The organism is Streptomyces sp. NBC_01276, assembly GCF_041435355.1.
GTDB lineage: Bacteria > Actinomycetota > Actinomycetes > Streptomycetales > Streptomycetaceae > Streptomyces.
The window spans coordinates 6939342-6958496 of record NZ_CP108442.1 but is presented as its reverse complement, the minus strand read 5'-3'; the positions used below and the strand labels follow the sequence as shown (position 1 = coordinate 6958496).

17 protein-coding genes are annotated in these 19155 nt (G+C 74.7%); 12 read left to right on the top strand and 5 right to left on the bottom strand.

The window, feature by feature from the left end:
• Positions 1 to 2: 2 nt before the first annotated feature.
• Positions 3 to 638: an RNA polymerase sigma factor gene (locus OG295_RS31370; protein ID WP_371679980.1), complete on the top strand. Its 636-nt coding sequence runs from the start codon at positions 3 to 5 to the stop codon at positions 636 to 638.
• On the opposite strand, the gene OG295_RS31365 is transcribed toward OG295_RS31370, so the two are convergent.
• From OG295_RS31365 to OG295_RS31355, 3 genes are read right to left on the bottom strand one after another with little or no spacing between them, the layout of a single operon-like run.
• Positions 538 to 1575 (bottom strand): MerR family transcriptional regulator, encoded by a 1038-nt coding sequence (locus OG295_RS31365; RefSeq protein ID WP_371679979.1) that lies wholly within the window; start codon positions 1573 to 1575, stop codon positions 538 to 540. The genes OG295_RS31370 and OG295_RS31365 overlap by 101 nt on opposite strands.
• Before the next feature lie 5 nt (positions 1576 to 1580).
• A complete protein-coding gene (locus tag OG295_RS31360) occupies positions 1581 to 2966 on the bottom strand; it encodes a deoxyribodipyrimidine photo-lyase (protein WP_371679978.1) in 1386 nt (461 codons plus the stop codon).
• Entirely contained in the window at positions 2963 to 4633 is a 1671-nt protein-coding gene (locus OG295_RS31355; protein WP_371679977.1) for an SDR family oxidoreductase, read from the bottom strand. The genes OG295_RS31360 and OG295_RS31355 overlap by 4 nt, the downstream gene beginning before the upstream one ends.
• 277 nt (positions 4634 to 4910) lie before the next feature.
• On the opposite strand from OG295_RS31355, the gene OG295_RS31350 reads away from it, so the two are divergent.
• The 9 genes from OG295_RS31350 (at position 4911) to OG295_RS31310 (ending at position 12505) form a co-directional block, all read left to right on the top strand.
• The gene (locus tag OG295_RS31350; RefSeq protein WP_371679976.1) at positions 4911 to 6200 is read left to right on the top strand and encodes an NAD(P)/FAD-dependent oxidoreductase; all 1290 of its coding nucleotides are present in this window, start codon (positions 4911 to 4913) and stop codon (positions 6198 to 6200) included.
• Positions 6197 to 6958: a DUF1365 domain-containing protein gene (locus OG295_RS31345; RefSeq protein ID WP_371679975.1), complete on the top strand. Its 762-nt coding sequence runs from the start codon at positions 6197 to 6199 to the stop codon at positions 6956 to 6958. Before OG295_RS31350 ends, OG295_RS31345 begins: the two co-directional genes overlap by 4 nt.
• Positions 6955 to 8172, top strand: a complete 1218-nt coding sequence (locus OG295_RS31340) for a class I SAM-dependent methyltransferase (protein WP_371679974.1) — start codon at positions 6955 to 6957, stop codon at positions 8170 to 8172. Before OG295_RS31345 ends, OG295_RS31340 begins: the two co-directional genes overlap by 4 nt.
• Positions 8173 to 8228: 56 nt before the next feature.
• Positions 8229 to 9071 (top strand): DUF1295 domain-containing protein, encoded by an 843-nt coding sequence (locus OG295_RS31335; protein WP_371681363.1) that lies wholly within the window; start codon positions 8229 to 8231, stop codon positions 9069 to 9071.
• Between the two features lie 26 nt (positions 9072 to 9097).
• Positions 9098 to 9592, top strand: a complete 495-nt coding sequence (locus tag OG295_RS31330) for an Lrp/AsnC family transcriptional regulator (RefSeq protein ID WP_371679973.1) — start codon at positions 9098 to 9100, stop codon at positions 9590 to 9592.
• 46 nt (positions 9593 to 9638) lie between these two features.
• A complete protein-coding gene (locus tag OG295_RS31325; RefSeq protein ID WP_371679972.1) occupies positions 9639 to 10316 on the top strand; it encodes an HAD family hydrolase in 678 nt (225 codons plus the stop codon).
• Positions 10317 to 10465: 149 nt separating this feature from the next.
• Complete coding sequence (locus OG295_RS31320) at positions 10466 to 10711, top strand: hypothetical protein (protein ID WP_371679971.1); 246 nt, start codon at positions 10466 to 10468, stop codon at positions 10709 to 10711.
• Positions 10712 to 10728: 17 nt separating this feature from the next.
• On the top strand, positions 10729 to 11205 hold the full coding sequence (locus tag OG295_RS31315; protein ID WP_371679970.1) for a hypothetical protein: 477 nt from the start codon (positions 10729 to 10731) through the stop codon (positions 11203 to 11205).
• Between the two features lie 196 nt (positions 11206 to 11401).
• Complete coding sequence (locus tag OG295_RS31310) at positions 11402 to 12505, top strand: FAD-dependent oxidoreductase (RefSeq protein ID WP_371679969.1); 1104 nt, start codon at positions 11402 to 11404, stop codon at positions 12503 to 12505.
• Positions 12506 to 12572: 67 nt separating this feature from the next.
• On the opposite strand, the gene mltG is transcribed toward OG295_RS31310, so the two are convergent.
• A complete protein-coding gene (gene mltG / locus OG295_RS31305) occupies positions 12573 to 13424 on the bottom strand; it encodes an endolytic transglycosylase MltG (protein WP_371679968.1) in 852 nt (283 codons plus the stop codon).
• A 63-nt stretch (positions 13425 to 13487) separates the two neighbouring features.
• The gene (locus tag OG295_RS31300; RefSeq protein ID WP_371679967.1) at positions 13488 to 15482 is read right to left on the bottom strand and encodes an ABC transporter ATP-binding protein; all 1995 of its coding nucleotides are present in this window, start codon (positions 15480 to 15482) and stop codon (positions 13488 to 13490) included.
• Between the two features lie 86 nt (positions 15483 to 15568).
• Here OG295_RS31300 and OG295_RS31295 point away from each other — a divergent pair, with 86 nt between their 5' ends.
• Both OG295_RS31295 and OG295_RS31290 read left to right on the top strand, forming a co-directional pair.
• Positions 15569 to 16063, top strand: coding sequence for a MarR family winged helix-turn-helix transcriptional regulator (locus OG295_RS31295; protein WP_371679966.1), 495 nt, complete (start codon positions 15569 to 15571; stop codon positions 16061 to 16063).
• Between the two features lie 56 nt (positions 16064 to 16119).
• Positions 16120 to 19056: an FAD-binding and (Fe-S)-binding domain-containing protein gene (locus tag OG295_RS31290; protein ID WP_371679965.1), complete on the top strand. Its 2937-nt coding sequence runs from the start codon at positions 16120 to 16122 to the stop codon at positions 19054 to 19056.
• The last annotated feature ends 99 nt before the right edge of the window (positions 19057 to 19155 follow it).

The window sequence follows — 19155 nt, the reverse complement described above, 5'->3', positions numbered from 1 at the left end:
GCATGGACGACCCTCCCCGCACCATCGAACGGGACACCGCCCTCTCCGCCGGGTTCGCGGCGGGGGACGAGGGCGCCGTGGAGGCGGTCTACCGGCGCTGGCGGCCCCTGGTGCACTCCCTGGCCCGGCGTTCCCTGGGCGACGACCGCGAGGCCGAGGACGTGACCCAGCAGGTGTTCCTGGCAGCCTGGCGCGGCCGCGACGGCTACCGGCCCGGTCCGGGCGGGCTCGGCGCCTGGCTCACCGGGATCACCCGGCACAAGGTGGCCGACGCCCTGGAGGCCCGTGCCCGGCGGGCCCGTACGGTTGCGGCCGCCGCCGTCGCCCTCGCCGACGGGCCGCACCCGCCCGGCCCGCACCCCGGCACGCACGGCGCGGCCGGATGGCCCGGCCCGGAACAGGCCCTGGACCGGCTGCTGGTGGCCGGGGAGCTGGCCCGGCTGCCGTCGGCGCAGCGGCACGTGCTGTGGCTGGCGTTCTACGCCGACCTGAGCCAGAGCCAGATCGCCGCCCGCACCGGGCTCCCGCTGGGCACCGTCAAGAGCCACATGCGGCGGGCGCTGCGCGTCCTGCGGCAGGCGCTGGACCCCGACCGGCCCGCTGCCCCGGTCCCGGCCCGGCTGCCAGCGCCGCGATGACGGCGACGCCCGACCGCAGCCCGAACAGCCGCTCGGTGCGCGGCTGCGGATGCGGCCCGTCCCAGCCGGGTCCGGCCAGCAGCAGCGCCGACTGGCCCCGCGCCCCGGGCGGCCCCCACGCGATGCCGGCCACCGAACGGGCCAGGGTCCGGTCCGCCGTCGTACGGGACTGCGACCAGAGCACGGCCGCGCAGGGCCCGGTACGCCGTACCGCGTCCCGCAGCGCCTCGGCGGGCAGGGCCGGGCCGAACATCCGTACCGGCACGCCCAGTTCCCCGAGCGCGGCGGCCAGTGCCTCGATCGGCAGGCTGTGCAGCTCTCCGGGCGCGCAGGCGAGGAGCACCGGGGGTGTGTGCGCCCGCTCGGGGGCGGGACGCACCCGGTGCAGGGCGGCGGAGACGTGCCAGGACAGCAGGTGCTCCACCTCGACGTACCGCTCCCCCGCCGAGGCCCATTTGCGGCCCACGGCGTGCAGGGTCGGCGCGATGATCTCCTCCCACGCGGTGACCGGGCCGTGTTCCGCGACAGCGGCCTCCAGCAGGTCCGCCACCGCCGGCGCGTCCAGGCGTACGGCGGCCCGCGCGAGCCCCCTGGCCTCCGGCCGCACCTCCCCGAGGGGGAGGGCCCCGGGCCCGCCCGGCGTCACGGCCGCCGCCTCCTCCCCCGCGCGGGCGGCGGGTGCTTCGCCGAGCGCGGCCCGCGCCGCCTCGGACGGGGGCACGCCCCGCGCGGTGAGCCGGCACATCTCGTCGAGGCGGGCGATGTCCTCGGGGGTCCAGCGGCGGTGCCGGCCGTCCTCGCGGCGGGCCGGGCCGATGGCGTAGCGGCGTTCCCAGGAGCGCAGGGTGGTCGGCGAGACCCCCAGGCGGCGGGCGACGGCGCCCGTGCTCAGGGCGGGTTCGGGGGGCGGCGGCACGGGGGCCGGCACGGGGTCCACCCGGCTCACGATACGGTGCCGGGCCGCCCCTCGCGGAAGCGGCCGAGGCCGTCGGCGAGGTCCACGACGGGGTCCGGGTAGTCGAAGCGGGCCCGTTCCAGGCCGGGCAGCCGCCAGGGCTCGTGGACGCGGGGCGCGGGCAGGTCGGCGAGTTCGGGCACCCAGCGGTGGACGTAGCGGCCCTCGGGGTCGTAGCGCAGGCCCTGGCGGACGGGGTTGAGGACGCGGTTGGGGCGGGCGTCGGTGCCGGTGCCGGCCACCCACTGCCAGTTGAGCTGGTTGTTGGCCACGTCCCCGTCGACGAGGAGGTCCATGAAGTGGCGGGCGCCGGTGCGCCAGTCCACGTAGAGGGTCTTGGCGAGGAAGCTGGCGGCCAGCAGGCGGCCCCGGTTGTGCATCCAGCCCTCGTGGCGCAGCTGGCGCATGGCGGCGTCGACGACCGGGTAGCCGGTGCGGCCGTCCTTCCAGGCCTGGACCTCTTCCTCGGCGTCGGGTCCGGTGCGCCAGCGGTCCTGGCGGGCCCGGTAGTCCTCGTTCGCGGTGTCGGGGCGGGCGGCGAGGACCTGGTGGTGGAAGTCGCGCCAGCACAGCTGGCGGACGAAGGCCTCGGCGCCGGGGCCGCCCGCGGCGCGGGCGCGGTGGACGGCCTCGGTGGGCGAGAGGGTGCCGAAGTGCAGGTGCGGGGAGAGCTTCGAAGTGGCGTCGCCGGCGAGGTCGTCGTGGGTGTCCTCGTACCGGGTGATGCCCGAGCGGAGCCAGTTGGTCAGCAGCCGGCGGGCCTCGGTCTCGCCGCCGCGGGCGAGGCCCGGGGAGGTGCCGGTGACGGCGGAGCGGCGGGGCAGCGGCTCGGAGCCCAGGTCTTCGGGGACCCGTACGGTGCGGGGCGCGGGCTCGACCGGCCTGAGGGGCAGTTCCGTCCAGCGGCGCAGGTACGGGGTGAAGACGGCGAAGTGGTCGGCTCGGGAGCCCGACGGCAGCACCGTCCCCGGGGCCACCGCGGTGACCACGGTGTCGTGGACGTAGAGCCGTCGGCCCTGGGCTTCGAGGGCCTCGCGCAGGCGTTCCTCGCGGGCGTGGGCGTAGCCGCTGACCCCGGCGGCCATGTGCACCTCGTCGGCGTCGGCTTCCTGGACCAGGGCGCAGACCTCGGCGACGACGTCCCCGGAGCGCAGCAGGAGGCGGCCTCCGCGCTCGCGCAGGGCGGCGTCGAGGTCGGCGAGGCAGTCGGCGAGGAAGGCCAGCCGGTTGGGCGCGGCGAAGGCGGAGTCCTCGATGACGCGGTCGCGGACGAAGAGCGGGACGACCCGGTCGCCGGAGGAGAGGGCGGCCCGCAGGGGTGGATGGTCGTGCAGGCGCAGGTCGGAGGTGTACAGGACCACGGCGGTGTTCATGCTCTCGGCTCCGCGTCAGGGCTGTGGGCATCGGTTGTCGGGGGTTCTTCTGCGCGGGGGGCCGTTCCGGATGCGGCTGCGGGGGGTGAAGCGGGCCCGGGGGCGGGGGACGGCGCGGGCCCGGATCCCGACGCGGCCCGTTCGGCGGCGCCGGCGATGTTGCGGGCCATGCCGCCGAAGACGACGGCGTGGAAGGGGGAGACGCTCCACCAGTACAGGTGTCCGAGCAGCCCGTGCGGGTGGAACAGGGCCCGCTGCCGGTACAGGGCGCGCGGCGGGGCGGGGGCCGCGGACGGGCCCGGGGCCGGGGAAGGGCCCGGGGCCGCGGCGGAGCCGGACGCGCGCGGGTCGGCGTACAGCTCCAGCCAGGCCAGCCCCGGCAGCCGCATCTCGGCGCGCAGCCGCAGCAGACGGCCCGCTTCGATCTCCTCGACCCGCCAGAAGTCGAGGGAGTCGCCCACCCGGAGCCGGGCGGCGTCGCGGCGGCCGCGCCGGATGCCGGCCCCTCCGACGAGCCGGTCCAGCCAGCCCCGTACGGCCCAGGCCAGGGGGAAGGAGTACCAGCCGTTCTCCCCGCCGATGCCCTCCACCACCCGCCACAGCGCGTCCGGCGGGGCGTCGACGGGCAGTTCCCGCTCGTCGGTGTAGAGGCTGCCGCCCGCCCAGTCGGGGTCGGTGGGCAGCGGGTCGCTGGGCGCGCCGGGCAGGGAGGCGGAGGACCAGCGGGTGGTGACCTTGGCCTCGCGCACCCGCTGGAGGGCCAGTGCGAGGGCCTGGTCGAAGCCGATCGGGGAGCCGGGCGGGTCGGGGACGTAGGCGGCGATGTCGTGCTCGTCGCAGACCACCTCGTGGCGCAGGGATTCGGCGAGCGGCCGGGCGAGCGAGCGCGGGACGGGCGTGACGAGACCGATCCAGTGGCTGGAGAGCCGCGGCGTCAGCATGGGGACGCGCACGATGAGCCGTTTGGGAAGCTCGGCCACGACGGCGTAGCGGCGCATCATCTCCTCGTACGTGACCACGTCCGGTCCGCCGATGTCGAAGGTCCGGCTGACCTCGGGGGGCATGGCGGCGCTGCCGACGAGGTAGCGCAGGACGTCGCGGACGGCGATGGGCTGGATGCGGGTGCCGACCCAGCTGGGGGTGACCATGACGGGCAGCCGCTCGGTGAGGTAGCGCAGCATCTCGAAGGAGGCGGAGCCGGAGCCGATGATGACGGCGGCGCGCAGGACGGTGGTGGGCACCCCGGAGGCGAGGAGGATCTCACCGACCTCGGCGCGCGAGCGCAGGTGCGGGGAGAGCGCGTCGCGGGGTACGTCCGCGGGAACGAGGCCGCCGAGGTAGACGATCCGGCGGACTCCGGCCGCGCGGGCCTCTTCGGCGAAGGTCCGGGCGGCGGCGCGGTCGCGGTCCTCGAAGCCGTGGCCGGTGCCGAGGGCGTGGACGAGGTAGTAGGCGACGTCGATGCCGCGCAGGGCCGCCGCCAGCGACGCGGGGTCGGTGACGTCCCCGCGCACCACCTCGGCGCGGCCGGCCCAGGGGTGGTCGCGCAGCCGCTCCGGGGAGCGGGCCAGGCAGCGGACGCGGTGTCCGGAGTCGAGGAGTTCGGGCACCAGGCGGCCTCCGATGTATCCGGTGGCCCCGGTGACCAGGCAGTGCGCGCCTGTCATGGGCTGTCTCCGCTCGTCGTTCCCCCGCCGTCGGCCGCCCCCGGGCCCCTCACGGGCCCGTAGGGAATTCGGGTGGAGCGGCGCTTTCGGATGCGGCGGGGCCGGACCCGGCGCGGCCCTCCCGGACGGTGACGCCTCACGGTGAGGCGTCGGTGACGCTCCGGCGCACCGGGGGCGGCGTGTACGGGACCCAGCCTGCCTTCCTCCGTACGGTTTCGCCCCACGACACATCCGACACCCCCTCCGGCTCCGAAGTGAGCGTGAAGGAGGGAGCGAGATGACCGAGCGAGGACGACCGCGCACGGCCGTGATCGGCGGGGGCGTGTCCGGGCTGACGGCGGCGTACGTGCTGGCCAGGAGCCATGCGGTGACCCTGTACGAGGCCGACGACCGGCTGGGCGGGCACGCCCACACCCATCCGGTGAAGGGCCCCGACGGCCTGGTCCGGGGTGTCGATTCCGGTTTCATCGTCCACAACGACCGCACCTACCCGCACCTGCTGCGGCTCTTCGGTGAGCTGGGAGTGGCCACCCGTCCCACGACCATGAGCCTGTCGGTGCACTGCGAGGGCTGCGGGCTGGAGTACGCGGGGGCGCGCGGGCCGAGGGGGCTGTTCGCCCGGCCCGGGAGCGCGCTGCGGCCCGCCTACCTGCGGATGCTCGCCCAGGTGCCGGTCTTCCACCGGCGGGCCCGGCGGCTGCTGGCCACGCCGCCCGGGGCCGGACCGGAGCCGACGCTGGGCGAGTTCCTGGAGCGGGGCGGCTTCGGACCGTACTTCACCGGGCACTTCGCGATACCGCTGGTGGCCTCGGTGTGGTCCTGCCCGCCGGGCGGGGCGCTCGCGCATCCGGCCCGCTACCTGTTCCGGTTCCTCTCCCACCACGGCATGCTGTCGGTCGGCGGCTCCCCGAGCTGGCGTACGGTCGAGGGCGGTTCGGCGCGGTACGTGGAGCGGGTCCGCGAGGCGCTGGGTCCGGGCGCGGTCCGTTCCGGCGTCCGGGTGCGGTCCCTGGCCCGCACCCCGGGCGGGGTCTGGCTCACCACCGCCGACGGGGCGTCGGCCGCGTACGACTCGGTGGTGGTCGCCGTCCACGCCGACCAGGCGCTGCGCATGCTGGCCGACCCCACCGACGCCGAGCTGGCGGTGCTCGGGGCCTTCCGCTACTCCCGCAACCGCACGGTGCTGCACACCGACGGCTCCGTGCTGCCGGGTGCCGCGGGGGCGCGGGGCTGCTGGAACTACCGGCTGTCCGGATGCCGGCCGGCCGAAGAGGTGCCGGTGCAGGTCAGCTACGACATGGACCGGCTCCAGGGGCTGGCGGCTCCGGAACCGTACGTGGTCACCCTGAACGCCGGGACCGGGCGGGTGCGGCCGGACCGGGTGGTGGCGGAGATGGACTACGAACACCCGCTGTACACGCCGGACTCGGTGGCGGCGCAGCGGCGGCTGCCCGAGCTGTCGGGGCCGGTGACGGCCTACGCGGGGGCCTACCACGGCTGGGGCTTCCACGAGGACGGCTGCCGTTCTGGCGTGGCGGCGGCCGCCGCGCTGGGGGTGGACTGGTGAGGGGCGGGCCGGGCGGGCCCCGGGCGGCGGGCGGCGCGCTGTACGAGGCCGACGTCCGGCACGTGCGCACCGGCGGGCACCGCTACGCCCTGCGCCACCGCACCTTCCTGTGGCTCGTGGACCTGGACGCGCTGCCCGTGCTGCCCCCGCCGCTGCGGGCGCTGGCCCGGTTCGACGCGCGGGACCACTTCGGCGGCGGCCTCCCCTCGATCCGGGCCGGCCTGGACGGCTTCCTCGCGGCGCGCGGGGCCGCTCTGCCGCCGGGGTCGAGGGTGCTGATGCTGGCGCACGCCCGGGTGTTCGGGTACGTCTTCAACCCGCTCTCGGTGTACTGGTGCCACGGCCCGGACGGGGCGCTGCGGCAGATCGTCGCCGAGGTGCACAACACGTACGGGGAGCGGCACTGCTACCTCCTCGGCCCGGAGGCCTCCCGGGAGGCCCGCGTCCCCAAGGAGTTCCACGTCTCCCCCTTCCTGGAGGTGGACGGGGACTACCGGATGCGGCTGCCCGAGCCGGGCGAACGCCTCGACCTGACGGTCCGGCTGGCGGGCGGGGCCGACGGCGCCCGGCTGACGGCGACCGTGCGCGGCCGGCGCCGCCGCGCGGGTGCGCGCGGCCTGCTGCGCGCCCTGGTGCGCCGCCCCTGGCCCACGGCCGCGGTGGCGGTGGGCATCCGTTTCCACGGCGTCCGGCTGCGGCTGCGCGGGCTGCCCGTGCTGCCGCGGCCCCGCCACGTGCCCCAGGAGGGTGTGAAGTGACGCTGACGACGCTTCCGGACGTGCCGCCCTGTTCCCGGACGAGGGCGGCGGTGGGCCGGCTGATCATCCGCCGGGCGCTGGACCGGCTCCCGCTCCAGGTGAACATGGGACCCGAGGGCCTCCTGGGGCGGGGCGGGCCGGCGATGGCGGTCCACGACCCGGCCGCCTTCGAGCGCCGGATCACCGCGGAGGGACTGATCGGGTTCGGCGAGTCGTACGTCGCCGGGGAGTGGGACGCCCGCGACCCGGTGGCGGTGCTGACCGTCCTGGCCGGGCACGTCTCCGCGCTGGTCCCGGCTCCGCTCCAGCGGCTGCGGGGGCTGTGGGCGGCCCGGCAGCCGGTGGAGCGGCGCAACACCCGGACCGGTTCCCGTACCAACGTCGAGTGGCACTACGACCTGTCCAACGAACTGTTCGCCCAGTTCCTCGACCCGACGATGACGTACTCCTCGGCGGTGTTCCGCGCCCTGCCCGCCACGGAGGCCGAACTCCCCGCCGCCCAGCACCGGAAGATCGACATGCTGCTGGACCTGGCCGGGGTGGGCCCGGACACCCGGCTGCTGGAGATCGGCACGGGCTGGGGCGAACTCGCGGTCCGGGCGGCCCGGCGCGGTGCCCGCGTGGTGACCCTGACGCTCTCGCGGGAGCAGCGCGAGCTGGCGCTGCGGCGGATCGCGGCGGCGGGTGTGGCGGACCGGGTGGAGGTGCGGCTGTGCGACTACCGGGACGCGCACGGCTGGTACGACGCGATCGTCAGTGTGGAGATGATCGAGGCGGTCGGCGTCGAGTACTGGCCGGCGTACTTCCGCGCGCTGGACCGGCTGCTGGAGCCGGGCGGACGGGTGGCCCTCCAGGCGATCACCATGCCGCACGAACGGATGCTGGCCACGAAGGACACGTACACCTGGATCCAGAAGTACATCTTCCCCGGCGGGATGCTGCCCTCGGTGCGGGCGGTGGAGGAGATGGCGCGGGCGCACACCGGGCTGCGGGTCGTACGGTGCGAGGGCTACGGGGCCCACTACGCGCAGACCCTGCGGCTGTGGCGGGAACGGTTCGCGGAGCGGTCCGAGCGGGTGGCGGAGCTCGGCTTCGACGAGCGGTTCCGGCGGATGTGGACCTTCTACCTCGCCTACTGCGAGGCCGGGTTCGCCTCCGGGTACCTGGACGTGCACCAGTTCCTGCTCACCGGCGGAGAAGGCGGCGGACGGTGAACTGGGGTCCCTTCGGGGTCAACCTGGCCGTGGCGGCCGGCGCGGCCGTGGGCGTCATGCTGCTCGCGTTCGCGGTGGGGGTGCGCAGGGGCACCCACCGGGTGGTGGACGTGGCGTGGGGCCTGGGCTTCGCCGCCGTCGCGGTGGCCACGTACGGGATGTCGGGCGGGGGCGGCGGGCGCGGACTGCTGCTGACCGTGCTCACGGTGGTGTGGGGGCTGCGGCTGGCCGGGCACATCGCGTGGCGGGGACGGGGGCGCGGGGAGGACCCCCGGTACGAGCGGATGCTGGCGCGGGCCCCGGGGAGCCGGAACCTGTACGCGCTGCGGATGGTGTACCTGCTTCAGGCGGCGCTGGTGTGGCTGGTGTCGCTGCCGGTGCAGGCGGGTGCGTACGTGGACCACGGGTGGGGCGGGGCCGGCGGTCCGGGCGGGTACGGCGGTCCGGGTGGGACCGGTGGCCCGGGTGGGGCCGGCGGTCCGGGTGGCCCGGTCGGGCTCGCGGTGGCGGGGAGCCTGCTGTGGCTCTGCGGGATCGTCTTCGAGGCGGTGGGCGACCACCAGCTGGCCCGGTTCACCGCGGATCCCACGAACCGGGGCAGGATCATGGACCGGGGGCTGTGGTCGTGGACCCGGCATCCGAACTACTTCGGCGACTTCTGCGTCTGGTGGGGGCTCTTCCTGATCGCGTGCGGGTCGGCGCAGGCGGCCGCGGTGTCCGTCGTGTCCCCGCTGGTGATGTCGTACCTGCTGATCGCGGGAAGCGGGAAGCGGCTGCTGGAGCGGCACATGGCAGACCGGCCGGGCTACGCCGCGTACCGGGCCCGGACCAGCGGGTTCCTGCCGTGGCCGCCGAAGCGGGGCGACATCCGGGGTCCCGGTCGCGCCGGAAAGGGGTGATCCCGGGCCATTGGTACAGTCCTGGCATGGCGGTGGACGAACTCGACACCCTGATCCTGCGCCTGCTGATCGAGCAGCCGCGCACCAGCGTCCGCGAGTACGCCCGGATCCTCGGCGTGGCCCGCGGCACCCTCCAGGCCCGGCTGGACCGGCTGGAGCGGACCGGGGTGATCACCGGAACCGGCCCCGCCCTCTCGCCCGCCGCACTGGGCCACCCCGTCCTGGCCTTCGTGCACATCGAGGTCACCCAGGGGGACCTGGACGAGGTCGGCGACGCGCTCGCCGCCGTCCCGGAGATCATCGAGGCCTTCTCGATCACCGGCGGCGGGGACCTGCTGACCCGTGTGGCGGCCCGGGACAACGCCCATCTGGAGGACGTGATCCAGCAGCTGATCCGGCTGCCGGGGGTGGTCCGCACCCGTACCGAGGTGGCCCTGCGCGAGCGGGTGGCCCACCGACTGCTGCCGCTGGTCGAGTCCGTGGGCCGGGAAGCGGCGGGGCGAGCGGTCCGCAAACCCTGACAGGATGGCGTGGACAGGTACGCGACGGACAGGACAGGCAGAACGGATGATTTCCGTCATATTCGATCTCGATGGCACCCTCGTGGACAGCGAGCCGAACTACTACGAATCGGGCCGCCTCACGCTGGAACGTCACGGGGTCCCCGATTTCACCTGGGAGCAGCACTCCCGCTTCATCGGCATCGGCACCCTGGAGACACTGGAGGTCCTCAAGGAACGCCACGGGCTCGACGCCCCGGTGGAGCAGCTGCTCGCGGAGCAGAACGCCGCCTACCTGGAGCTGGCCCGCGCCCGCACCGAGGCGTACCCGGAGATGCGGAGGTTCGTGGAGCTGCTGCACGCGCGGGGCGTTCCGATGGCGGTGGCCTCCGGCTCCTCGCGCGAGGCGATCGACGCGGTACTGGCGGGCACCGGGCTGGACGCACTGCTGACCACGGTGGTCTCGGCCGAGGAGGTCGCGCGGGGCAAACCCGCCCCGGACGTGTTCCTGGAGGCGGCCCGCCGGCTCGGCGCCGCGCCGGCCGACTGCGTGGTCGTGGAGGACGCGGCTCCGGGCGCCCGCGCCGCGCACGCCGCCGGCATGGACTGCCTGGCGGTCCCCTACGTTCCGGACACCGCCGGCGATCCGGCCTTCGCCGGCGCGGGCCTGCTCTTCGCGGGCGGGCAGCGGGAGTTCAGCGCGGAGAAGGCCCGCGCGTGGCTGTTCTCCCGCACGTCCACCTGAGCCCCTCCCCAGCCCTCCCGGGCCCCGCCGCCGGGGTCGAAGAACGGCTTGAACTGCCCCAGGGAACTGCCCCCTCGGCCCGCCCGCCGCTCCTACGCTCGGGCCCTCGGCGGCGGGAGAGCACGCCGCCCGGACCAGGAGAGGGCTCGATGGAAATGAACCGGAACAAACTGGCGGCCGGCGGCGCCGCGGTCGTGATGGCGGCGGGTATCGCGATGACCGCGGTCGGCACGGCGAACGCGGCTCCGGGCGGCGCCCGCATCACCTCGGTGGAGCAGCTGCACCAGAACCTCGCGCAGGCGGTGGAGCGGGAGCAGGCCCTCGGACTCCAGGGCACCCTCGGCGACCCCGTCGGCCGTGAGGTCCTGGCGTCGAGCGACGCCGTCGACGGCTGACGGGCCGGGTGAGCACCGTGGGAAGCGACCAGACGGCGACGGCACCGGCGACCTGGTGCCCCAGCGGCGAGGCACGGGCCCCCGAGTCCGTGGTCCTCGGCGTGCGTTCGGCGGCTGACGGCCAGGTGGTCTACCTCGCCGATCCGGTCCCGGCGTCCGAGGTGCTCGGCACCCTCCCCGAGGGGATCGAGCCGACCCGGGTCCTGCGCTTCGCCTCGCACTGCGTCTCCGCCTGCGCCAACCGGCGGGGCGACGACTGCTCCCTGGTGGAGCGGGTCCTGACCCTGCCCTCGGCCACGGCGGACACCCGTGCGGTCCCGCGGTGCCACCTGCGTACGCGGTGCCAGTGGTGGCAGCAGTCGGGGGTGGCCGCCTGCCACCGCTGCCCGGCCGTCACCACGGCCACCTTCCGGGAGGACGAACTCGCCACCCTGGTGGCGGACCCGTCCACGACACCGGAGCAACTGGCCGCCTGGATAGCGGATTCCGCCTGACCTCCGGCGCACCCGAAACGGCACGCCGGCGCACCGCGCGCGACGTGGCGCGAAGCCCCCGTGCGGCGACGTTCCCCCGCCGCCGCACGGGGGCTTCGCGCGGCACGCCCCGTTCCGGCGGCGGAGACGGGGCGTCCGTGGGGCGGCCTGCCGGCGGGCGGGGAAGAGCGGGGGGCCGCCCCGAGTTAGTAGAACTGTGAACGAAATGGTGCGGGACGCCGCAGAGGTGGACGTGGTGGTCGTCGGGGCCGGACAGGCGGGCCTGTCCGGCGCCTACCACCTGGCCAGGGCGGGGATCGAACACGTGGTCCTGGACCACGCCCCGCGGCCGGGCGGCGCCTGGCAGTTCCGCTGGCCCTCGCTCACCTACGGCAAGGTCCACGGCATGCACGCCCTGCCCGGCATGGAACTGGTCGACGCCGATCCGCTGCGGCCCTCGTCCGAGGTGATCGGCGCGTACTTCGCGGCGTACGAGGAGCGCTTCGGCCTGCGCGTCCGCCGGCCCGTGGACGTGACGGCGGTGCGCGACGCCGGCGACGGCCCGGCCGGCCGGCTGCTCGTCGAATCGACGGCGGGCACCTGGTCGGCGCGGGCGCTGGTCAACGCCACCGGCACCTGGGACCGGCCGTTCTGGCCGCGTTACCCGGGCCAGGAACTGTTCCGGGGCCGGCAGCTGCACACGGCGAACTACCCCGGCCCGCGGGAGTTCGCCGGGGCCCGCGTCATCGTGGTCGGCGGCGGCACCTCGGCGGTGCAGCACCTGCTGGAGATCGCCGAGGTGGCGGCGGAGACCACGTGGGTCACGCGCAGGCCCCCCGTGTTCCGCGAGGGGACCTTCGGGGAGGCCGAGGGCCGGGCGGCGGTGGCACTCGTGGAGGAACGGGTCCGGCGCGGTCTGCCCCCGCAGAGCGTGGTCAGCGTGACCGGCCTGCCCCTCAACGAGGCCGTCCGGGCGGGGCTCGCCTCCGGGGTCCTGGAGCGACGGCCCGTCTTCGACCACCTCACCGCCTCCGGGGCCGCCTGGGCGGACGGCGGCCGGGTGGAGGCCGACGTGATCCTCTGGGCCACCGGCTTCCGGGCCGCCGTCGACCACCTGGCCCCGCTGCGGCTGCGCGAGCCGGGCGGCGGCATCCGGGTCGAGGGCACCAGGGCCGTACGGGACGAGCGCGTCCACCTGGTCGGCTACGGCCCGTCGGCCTCGACGATCGGCGCCAACCGCGCGGGCGCCACCGCCGTCCGCGAGATCCGTCGCCTGCTGGACCGGGAGCCGGCCGCCGCACGGGTCGGCGGCGCCGACTGAGAACCCGCGCGGATGCACGGAACGTCCGCCGGGGCCGGGGCTCCGGCCCCTGACCCGGCCCCGGGGCTCAGGAACCCCGGGGCGCGGGCGCCCCCGCCGCCGCCCGGAGACGGTTGAACTCCGCCACGTGCTTCTTGTGCTCCTCATAGGTGGCCGAGAAGCGGGTGTCGCCCGGTTTCACCGTGACGAAGAACAGCCAGTCGCCGGGGGTCGGCGCGACCGCCGCCGCCATGGCGCGCAGCCCGGGGCTGTCGATCGGGGTGGGGGGCAGACCCTGGCGTTCGTAGGTGTTGAACGGGTGGTCGATCCGGGTGTCGCTCAGCTTGGTGTCGAGGGTGCTGCGGTTGAGCGCGTAGTTGAGGGTGGAGTCCATCTGCAGCGGCATCGACTTCGCCAGCCGGTTGTGCACGACGCGCGCGACCTTGCCCATGTCCGCCGGGGTCTGGGCCTCCGCCTCGATGATGCTGGCGAGGGTGGCCGTCTGGTACGGGGTCATCCCGTGCGCCTTGCCGCCGTCGGCGACGGCTTTCGTGGCGAGGTTCCGGTTCGCCGTCTCCACCATGTACGCGAGCAGCGCGGTCGGGGTGGACTTCGAGGTCACCGGGTAGGTGGCCGGGAAGAGGTAGCCCTCCGGGTTGCCCTTGGCCTCCGCCGGCAGGGCCAGTGCGGCCGTGGCGACGGCCTTCTTCGTGGCACCGAGGGGGAGCCGGAGCTCGCGGTCGATGGCGGCGTAGACCTGCGGGGCCCGCCAGCCTTCGGGGATCAGCAACTGGCGCGGTTTCTCCGGCGGTTCCTCACGGGGCAGCAGCGGGATCAGGACGGCCGCCCCGAGCCCGAGCAGCATGCCGAGGAAGAGCGCCAGGCGGCCCCGGCGGGTGAGCCGGGAACGGCGTGGTGGCGGCCGGGACTCATCATGCATACGGGCACGCTAAACCGCATACCGCCGCCTTTGCGGCATTACCCACCCAAGCAAGTCATACGATCACACGTTCACCGGAGTCGGCATGGGCTCCCCCGGCATTCCCCGGCCCGCGCCTTCGGCCGGGTCCACGGCCGTACTTTCGGTCGCGCTTTCGGTCGTGCTTTCGGTTGCGCCCTCGGTCGTGCCCTCGGTCGTGCCCTCGGTCGTGCCCGCGACAGGCTCGCGCACTCCGGGCGTCGCCTGCGCTGCGTCGCGATCCCGGCGGACCAGGGCGGCGTAGCGGCCTCCGGCCCCCAGCAGTTCCTCGTGCGTGCCACGCTCGGCGATCCTGCCCGCGTCCAGGACCACGATCTGGTCGGCGTCCCGGACGGTGGAGAGCCGGTGCGCGATGGTGATGGTGGTGCGACCCCGGGACAGGTTGTCGATGGCCCGCTGCACGGCGTGCTCGGTGCGGGTGTCGAGGGCGCTGGTCGCCTCGTCGAGGATGAGCACTGGCGGATCGCGCAGGATCGTACGGGCGATGGCCAGGCGCTGCTTCTCACCTCCGGAGAAGCGGTAGCCGCGCTCGCCGACCAGGGTGTCGTACCCGTCGGGCAGGGATTCGATGTGGTCGTGGATCTGGGCCGCCCGCGCCGCCTCGGCGATCTCCTCATCGGTGGCGTCCGGTTTGGCGAAGCGCAGGTTGTCCCCCACGGAGGCGTGGAAGAGGTAGGTCTCCTGGGAGACCACGCCTATGGAGCGGGCCAGCGAGTCGAAGTCGAGGTCGCGCACGTCCACCCCGTCGAGGGCGACCCGGCCGCCGGTCACGTCGTAGAGCCGGGGCACCAGGTAGCTGAGGGTGCTCTTGCCCGAACCGGTCGGGCCCACGACGGCGAGGGAGCCGCCGGCCGGGACGGTGATGTCGATGCCGGTGAGGGTCGGGCCGTCCTTGGCCTCGTAGGAGAAGTGCACGTCCTCCAGGCGGATCTCACCCTTCGCCCGGTCCAGCTTCACGGGAGCCTCGCGCTCGGTGATGTCCACCGGCAGGTCGAGGTACTCGAAGATCCGGGCGAACAGGGCGAGCGAGGTCTGGATCTGCACACCCGTCGAAAGGAGGCTCACGGCGGGCCGGAACAGGCCCTGCTGGAGCGTGACGAAGGCGACGAGGGTGCCGACGGAGAGCGAGGGGGCACCGGTCTGCAGGGCTATGCCCGCAGCCCAGTAGATGAGCGCGGGCATGGCGGCCATGACGATGCCGATGGTCGACATCCGCCAGCGCCCGGCCATGCTGGAGCGCACCTCCAGCCCGACGAGCTTCTCGGACTCCTCGGAGAAGGCCTTGGTCAGGGAATCGGACCGGCCCATGGTGCGGCCGAGGAGGATGCCGCTCACGGAGAGGGATTCGGTGACGGTGGCCGCCATGGCCGCCATCTGCTTCTGACGCTGCGTGGTGATCTTCTTGCGCTCGCGGCCCACGCGGCGGCTGATCCACACGAAGAGCGGCAGCAGGAGCAGGGAGACCAGCGTGAGCCGCCAGTCGAGCGCGAGCATGGCGACGACCGTGGCGATGACGGCGGTCAGGTTCGACACGAGCGAGGTCGCCGTCGAGGTGACCGTCGCCTGCATGCCGCCGATGTCGTTGGCTATCCGTGACTGCACCTCGCCGGTGCGGGTGCGGGTGAAGAAGGCCAGTGGCATCCGCTGGAGCTGGGCGTAGACGGCGGTGCGCAGGTCGTGCATGACGCGCTGGCCGACGGTGGTGGAGATCAGGGTCTGGAGCACACCGAACACGCTGGTGACGACGGCCGTGAGGATCATGCCCAGCGCGAGCAGGCTCAACAGGCCCGTACGCCCCTCGGGGATCGCGACGTCCAGGATCGCCTTGAGCAGGAACGGCGAGGCGACGCCGACCAGCGAGGAGGCGCCGACCAGGGCGCCGACCACGGCCAGGCGCCCGCGATAGGGCCGGAACAGGGCGAGGATCCGCCGCAGCTCGCGAGGCCGGTCCGCCGGAGCCGGACGGGTGGGGTCGAGGGATTCGTTCGATGGGGTCCACTTCGGTTCTTCGGGGCGCATGGGCCTCCTTCTGACGAGACTCCGATGAGCATAGCTCATTGTTACCTATGCTCACAATGAATCCGGTCCTGGTACTGTTTCCCAGTATGAGCACCGGTTCCGAGACCGACATCCGCGACTCCGCCGCCGACCCCGCCCCCGACTCCACCGACGGCGTACTCGCCGAGCAGCTGCTGCGCCTCACGCGGCGGCTCCACCGCATCCAGAAGCGCCACATGGAGCCGCTCGGGATCACCCCGGCCCAGGGCCGGCTGCTGCGGCTCGTCGCCCACTACGGAGGTGACCGGCCGCCCCGTATGGCCGATCTGGCCACGCGCCTGGAGGTCGTGCCCCGGGCCGTGACCACCCTCGTGGACGGCCTGGAGGCGGCCGACTGCGTGCGCCGCGCCCCCGACCCGGCCAACCGCCGCGTCATCCGGATCGAGCTCACCGAAACCGGTCGCGCCACGCTGCGCCGTCTGCGCAGCGCGCGGACCGACGCCGCAGAGGAGATCCTGGCTCCGTTGACCGCGCCACAGCGCGAGGTGCTCGGCGGCCTGCTGAACGCGCTGGCCGACGCCCCGGCCCAGGGCGGCTGCTGAGCCGGGAGCCGCCGGCGCCCGGCTGACGGACGGACCAGGACACGGAGGGGCCCCACATGCCGCTGCTGGAACCGAAGCCGGGCGCGCTGCGCCCGCACAGCCCCGGCGCCCCGGCCCCCGACCGGGTCCCCGACCGCATGGCCCCGGGCACCCCCTCGGTGCTGCGCACCGAGCTGACCGGGCTGCTCGGCGCCGAGAAGGTGCTCTGGAAGGTCTCCGACCTGGTCCGCTACGCCACGGACGCCTCCCCGTACCGGTTCGTGCCGCAGGTCGTGGTGATCGCCGAGGACATCGACGACATCTCCGCCGTCCTGTCCTACGCCCACGGCAGACAGCGCGAGGTGGTCTTCCGCGCCGCCGGAACCTCGCTCAACGGCCAGGCCCAGGGCGAGGACATCCTGGTCGACGTCCGCCGCCACTGGGCCGGGATCGAGGTCCTGGACGACGGCCGGCGCGCCCGCATCGGGCCCGGCACCACCGTCCTGCGGGCCAACGCCGCCCTGGCCCGGCACGGCCGTGTCCTCGGGCCCGACCCGGCCAGCGCCATCGCCTGCACCCTCGGCGGAGTGGTCGCGAACAACGCCTCCGGCATGACGGCGGGGACCACGAGGAACTCGTACCGCACCCTTTCCTCCCTCACCCTCGTGCTGCCGACCGGAACCGTCGTCGACACCGCCGACCCGCTCGCGGACGAGGAACTGGCCCGCGCCGAGCCGGCCCTGTGCCAGGGGCTGATGGAGATCAAGCGGGAGATCGAGGCCGACCCGGACCTCGTCGCCCGGATCCGCGCCAAGTACGAGATCAAGAACACCACCGGCTACCGGCTCGACGCCTACCTCGACGGCACCACCCCCGTGGAGGTCCTGCGCGGCCTGATGGTCGGCTCCGAAGGCACCCTCGGCTTCATCTCCGAGGTCGTCTTCGACACCGTCCCCCTGGACCGCGAGCTCACCACCGGCCTGCTCTTCTTCCCCTCCCTGCCCGCCGCGGCCGCGGCCGTACCGCTGTTCAACGCGGCCGGGGCCCTCGCCGTGGAGCTGATGGACGGCAACACCCTGCGCGCCTCCGTCAGCGTCGCGGGCGTGCCGGCCGACTGGGCGGAGCTGCCCAAGGACACGGCAGCGCTGCTGGTGGAGTTCCGGGCCCCGGACGCGGCGGGCCGCGCGGAGCACGAGCGGCGTGCGGCCGGGGTGCTGGCCGGACTGGAGCTGGTGGCCCCCGTCGCCTCCGTCACCAACACCTTCACCGGCGATCCCGCGGTCGTCTCCGGCTACTGGAAGGCCCGCAAGGCCTTCGTCACCGCCGTCGGCGGGGCCCGCGCCCCCGGCACCACCCTGATCACCGAGGACTTCGCGGTCCCCCCGTCCCGGCTCGCCGAGGCCTGCGAGTCGCTCCTCGCGCTCCAGGCTGAGCACGGGTTCGACGCGGCCGTCGCGGGCCACGCCGCCCACGGCAACCTGCACTTCCTGCTCGCCTTCGACGCCTCCGTGCCCGCCGACGTCGACCGGTACGCCGCCTTCATGGAGGCCTTCTGCCGGCTCACGGTCGAACGGTTCGACGGCTCGCTGAAGGCCGAGCACTCCACGGGCCGCAACATGGCCCCCTTCCTCGAACTCGAATGGGGCCCGCGGGCCACCGACCTGATGTGGCGCACCAAGCGGCTCGTCGACCCGGACCTCGTCCTCGCCCCGCGCATCCTCCTCGACCGTGACCCCCGGGCCCATCTGCGCGGGCTGAAGACGATCCCGCGGGTCGAGGCCGTGGCGGACCCCTGCATCGAGTGCGGCTTCTGCGAACCGGTCTGTCCCAGCGAGCACCTGACGACCACACCGCGCCAGCGGATCGTGTTGCGCCGCGAGATGATGCGCCAGCCGCCCGGCTCCCCCGTCCTCGACGGCCTGCTCGACTCCTACGGCCACGACGCCGTCGACACCTGCGCGGGCGACTCGGCCTGTGCCCTCGCCTGCCCCGTCGGCATCGACACCGGCGCCCTGATGAAGGACTTCCGCCGCCTGCGGCACGGCCCGCGCGAGGAACGGGCCGCCGCCCTGGCCGCCCGGCGGTTCCGGACCGTCGAGGCGGCCGCGCGGCTGGCCGTGGCCGCCGCCGACAAGATCACCTCCACGGTCGGCGACCGCCCCCTGACGGTGGCGACGGAGGCAGCGCGCAAGGCCGTACGGCCCGACCTGGTGCCGCTCTGGCTGCCGCAGATCCCCGGTGCCGCCGCCCGCGGAATGCCCGCGACCCGGCGCGTGGGCGCGGCCGCGGTCTACTACCCGGCCTGCGTCAACCGCATCTTCGGCGGACCCGCCGGCGATCCCGGGCCCTCCCTGCCGGAAGCGGTGGTGGCCGTGTCGGAGCGGGCCGGGAGGCCGGTGTGGATCCCCCGCGACGTCACCGGCACCTGCTGCGCGACGATCTGGAACTCCAAGGGGTACGAGGACGGCAACCGGGTGATGGCCAACCGGATCGTGGAGGCCGCCTGGGGCTGGACGGCCGGGGGCCGGCTGCCCCTGGTGGTCGACGCGTCCTCCTGCACGCTCGGCATCGCGCACGAGGTGGTCCCGTACCTGACGGAGGACAACCGGGCCCTGCACGCGGAACTGCGGGTCGTCGACTCCGTCGTCTGGGCGGCCCACGAACTGCTGCCACGGCTGGAGGTGCTGCGCACGGTCGGGTCCGCCGTCCTCCACCCCACCTGTTCGATGCGCCGTCTGGGTGACGAGGCCGAACTGCGCGCGGTGGCCGAGGCCTGCGCCGACGAGGTGGTCGTCCCGGACGACGCGGGCTGCTGCGCCTTCGCGGGCGACCGGGGGATGCTGCACCCGGAGCTGACGGAATCGGCGACGGCCCGCGAGGCCGCGGAGGTGAGGGCCCGGCAGTTCGACGCGCACCTGTCGGCGAACCGCATGTGCGAGGTGGGCATGGACCGGGCCACGGGACGGAGCTACTCCTCGGCGCTGCTCGCGCTGGAGCGTGCCACGCGCCCCTGAACGCGCCCGGCGCGGGCGCCGGGCCGCGCCGGACGCCGGTCGTCCGGTTCCCCCGCAACACGCGCGGGGCGCACCCCCCGCCCACCGGAAAATCGATTG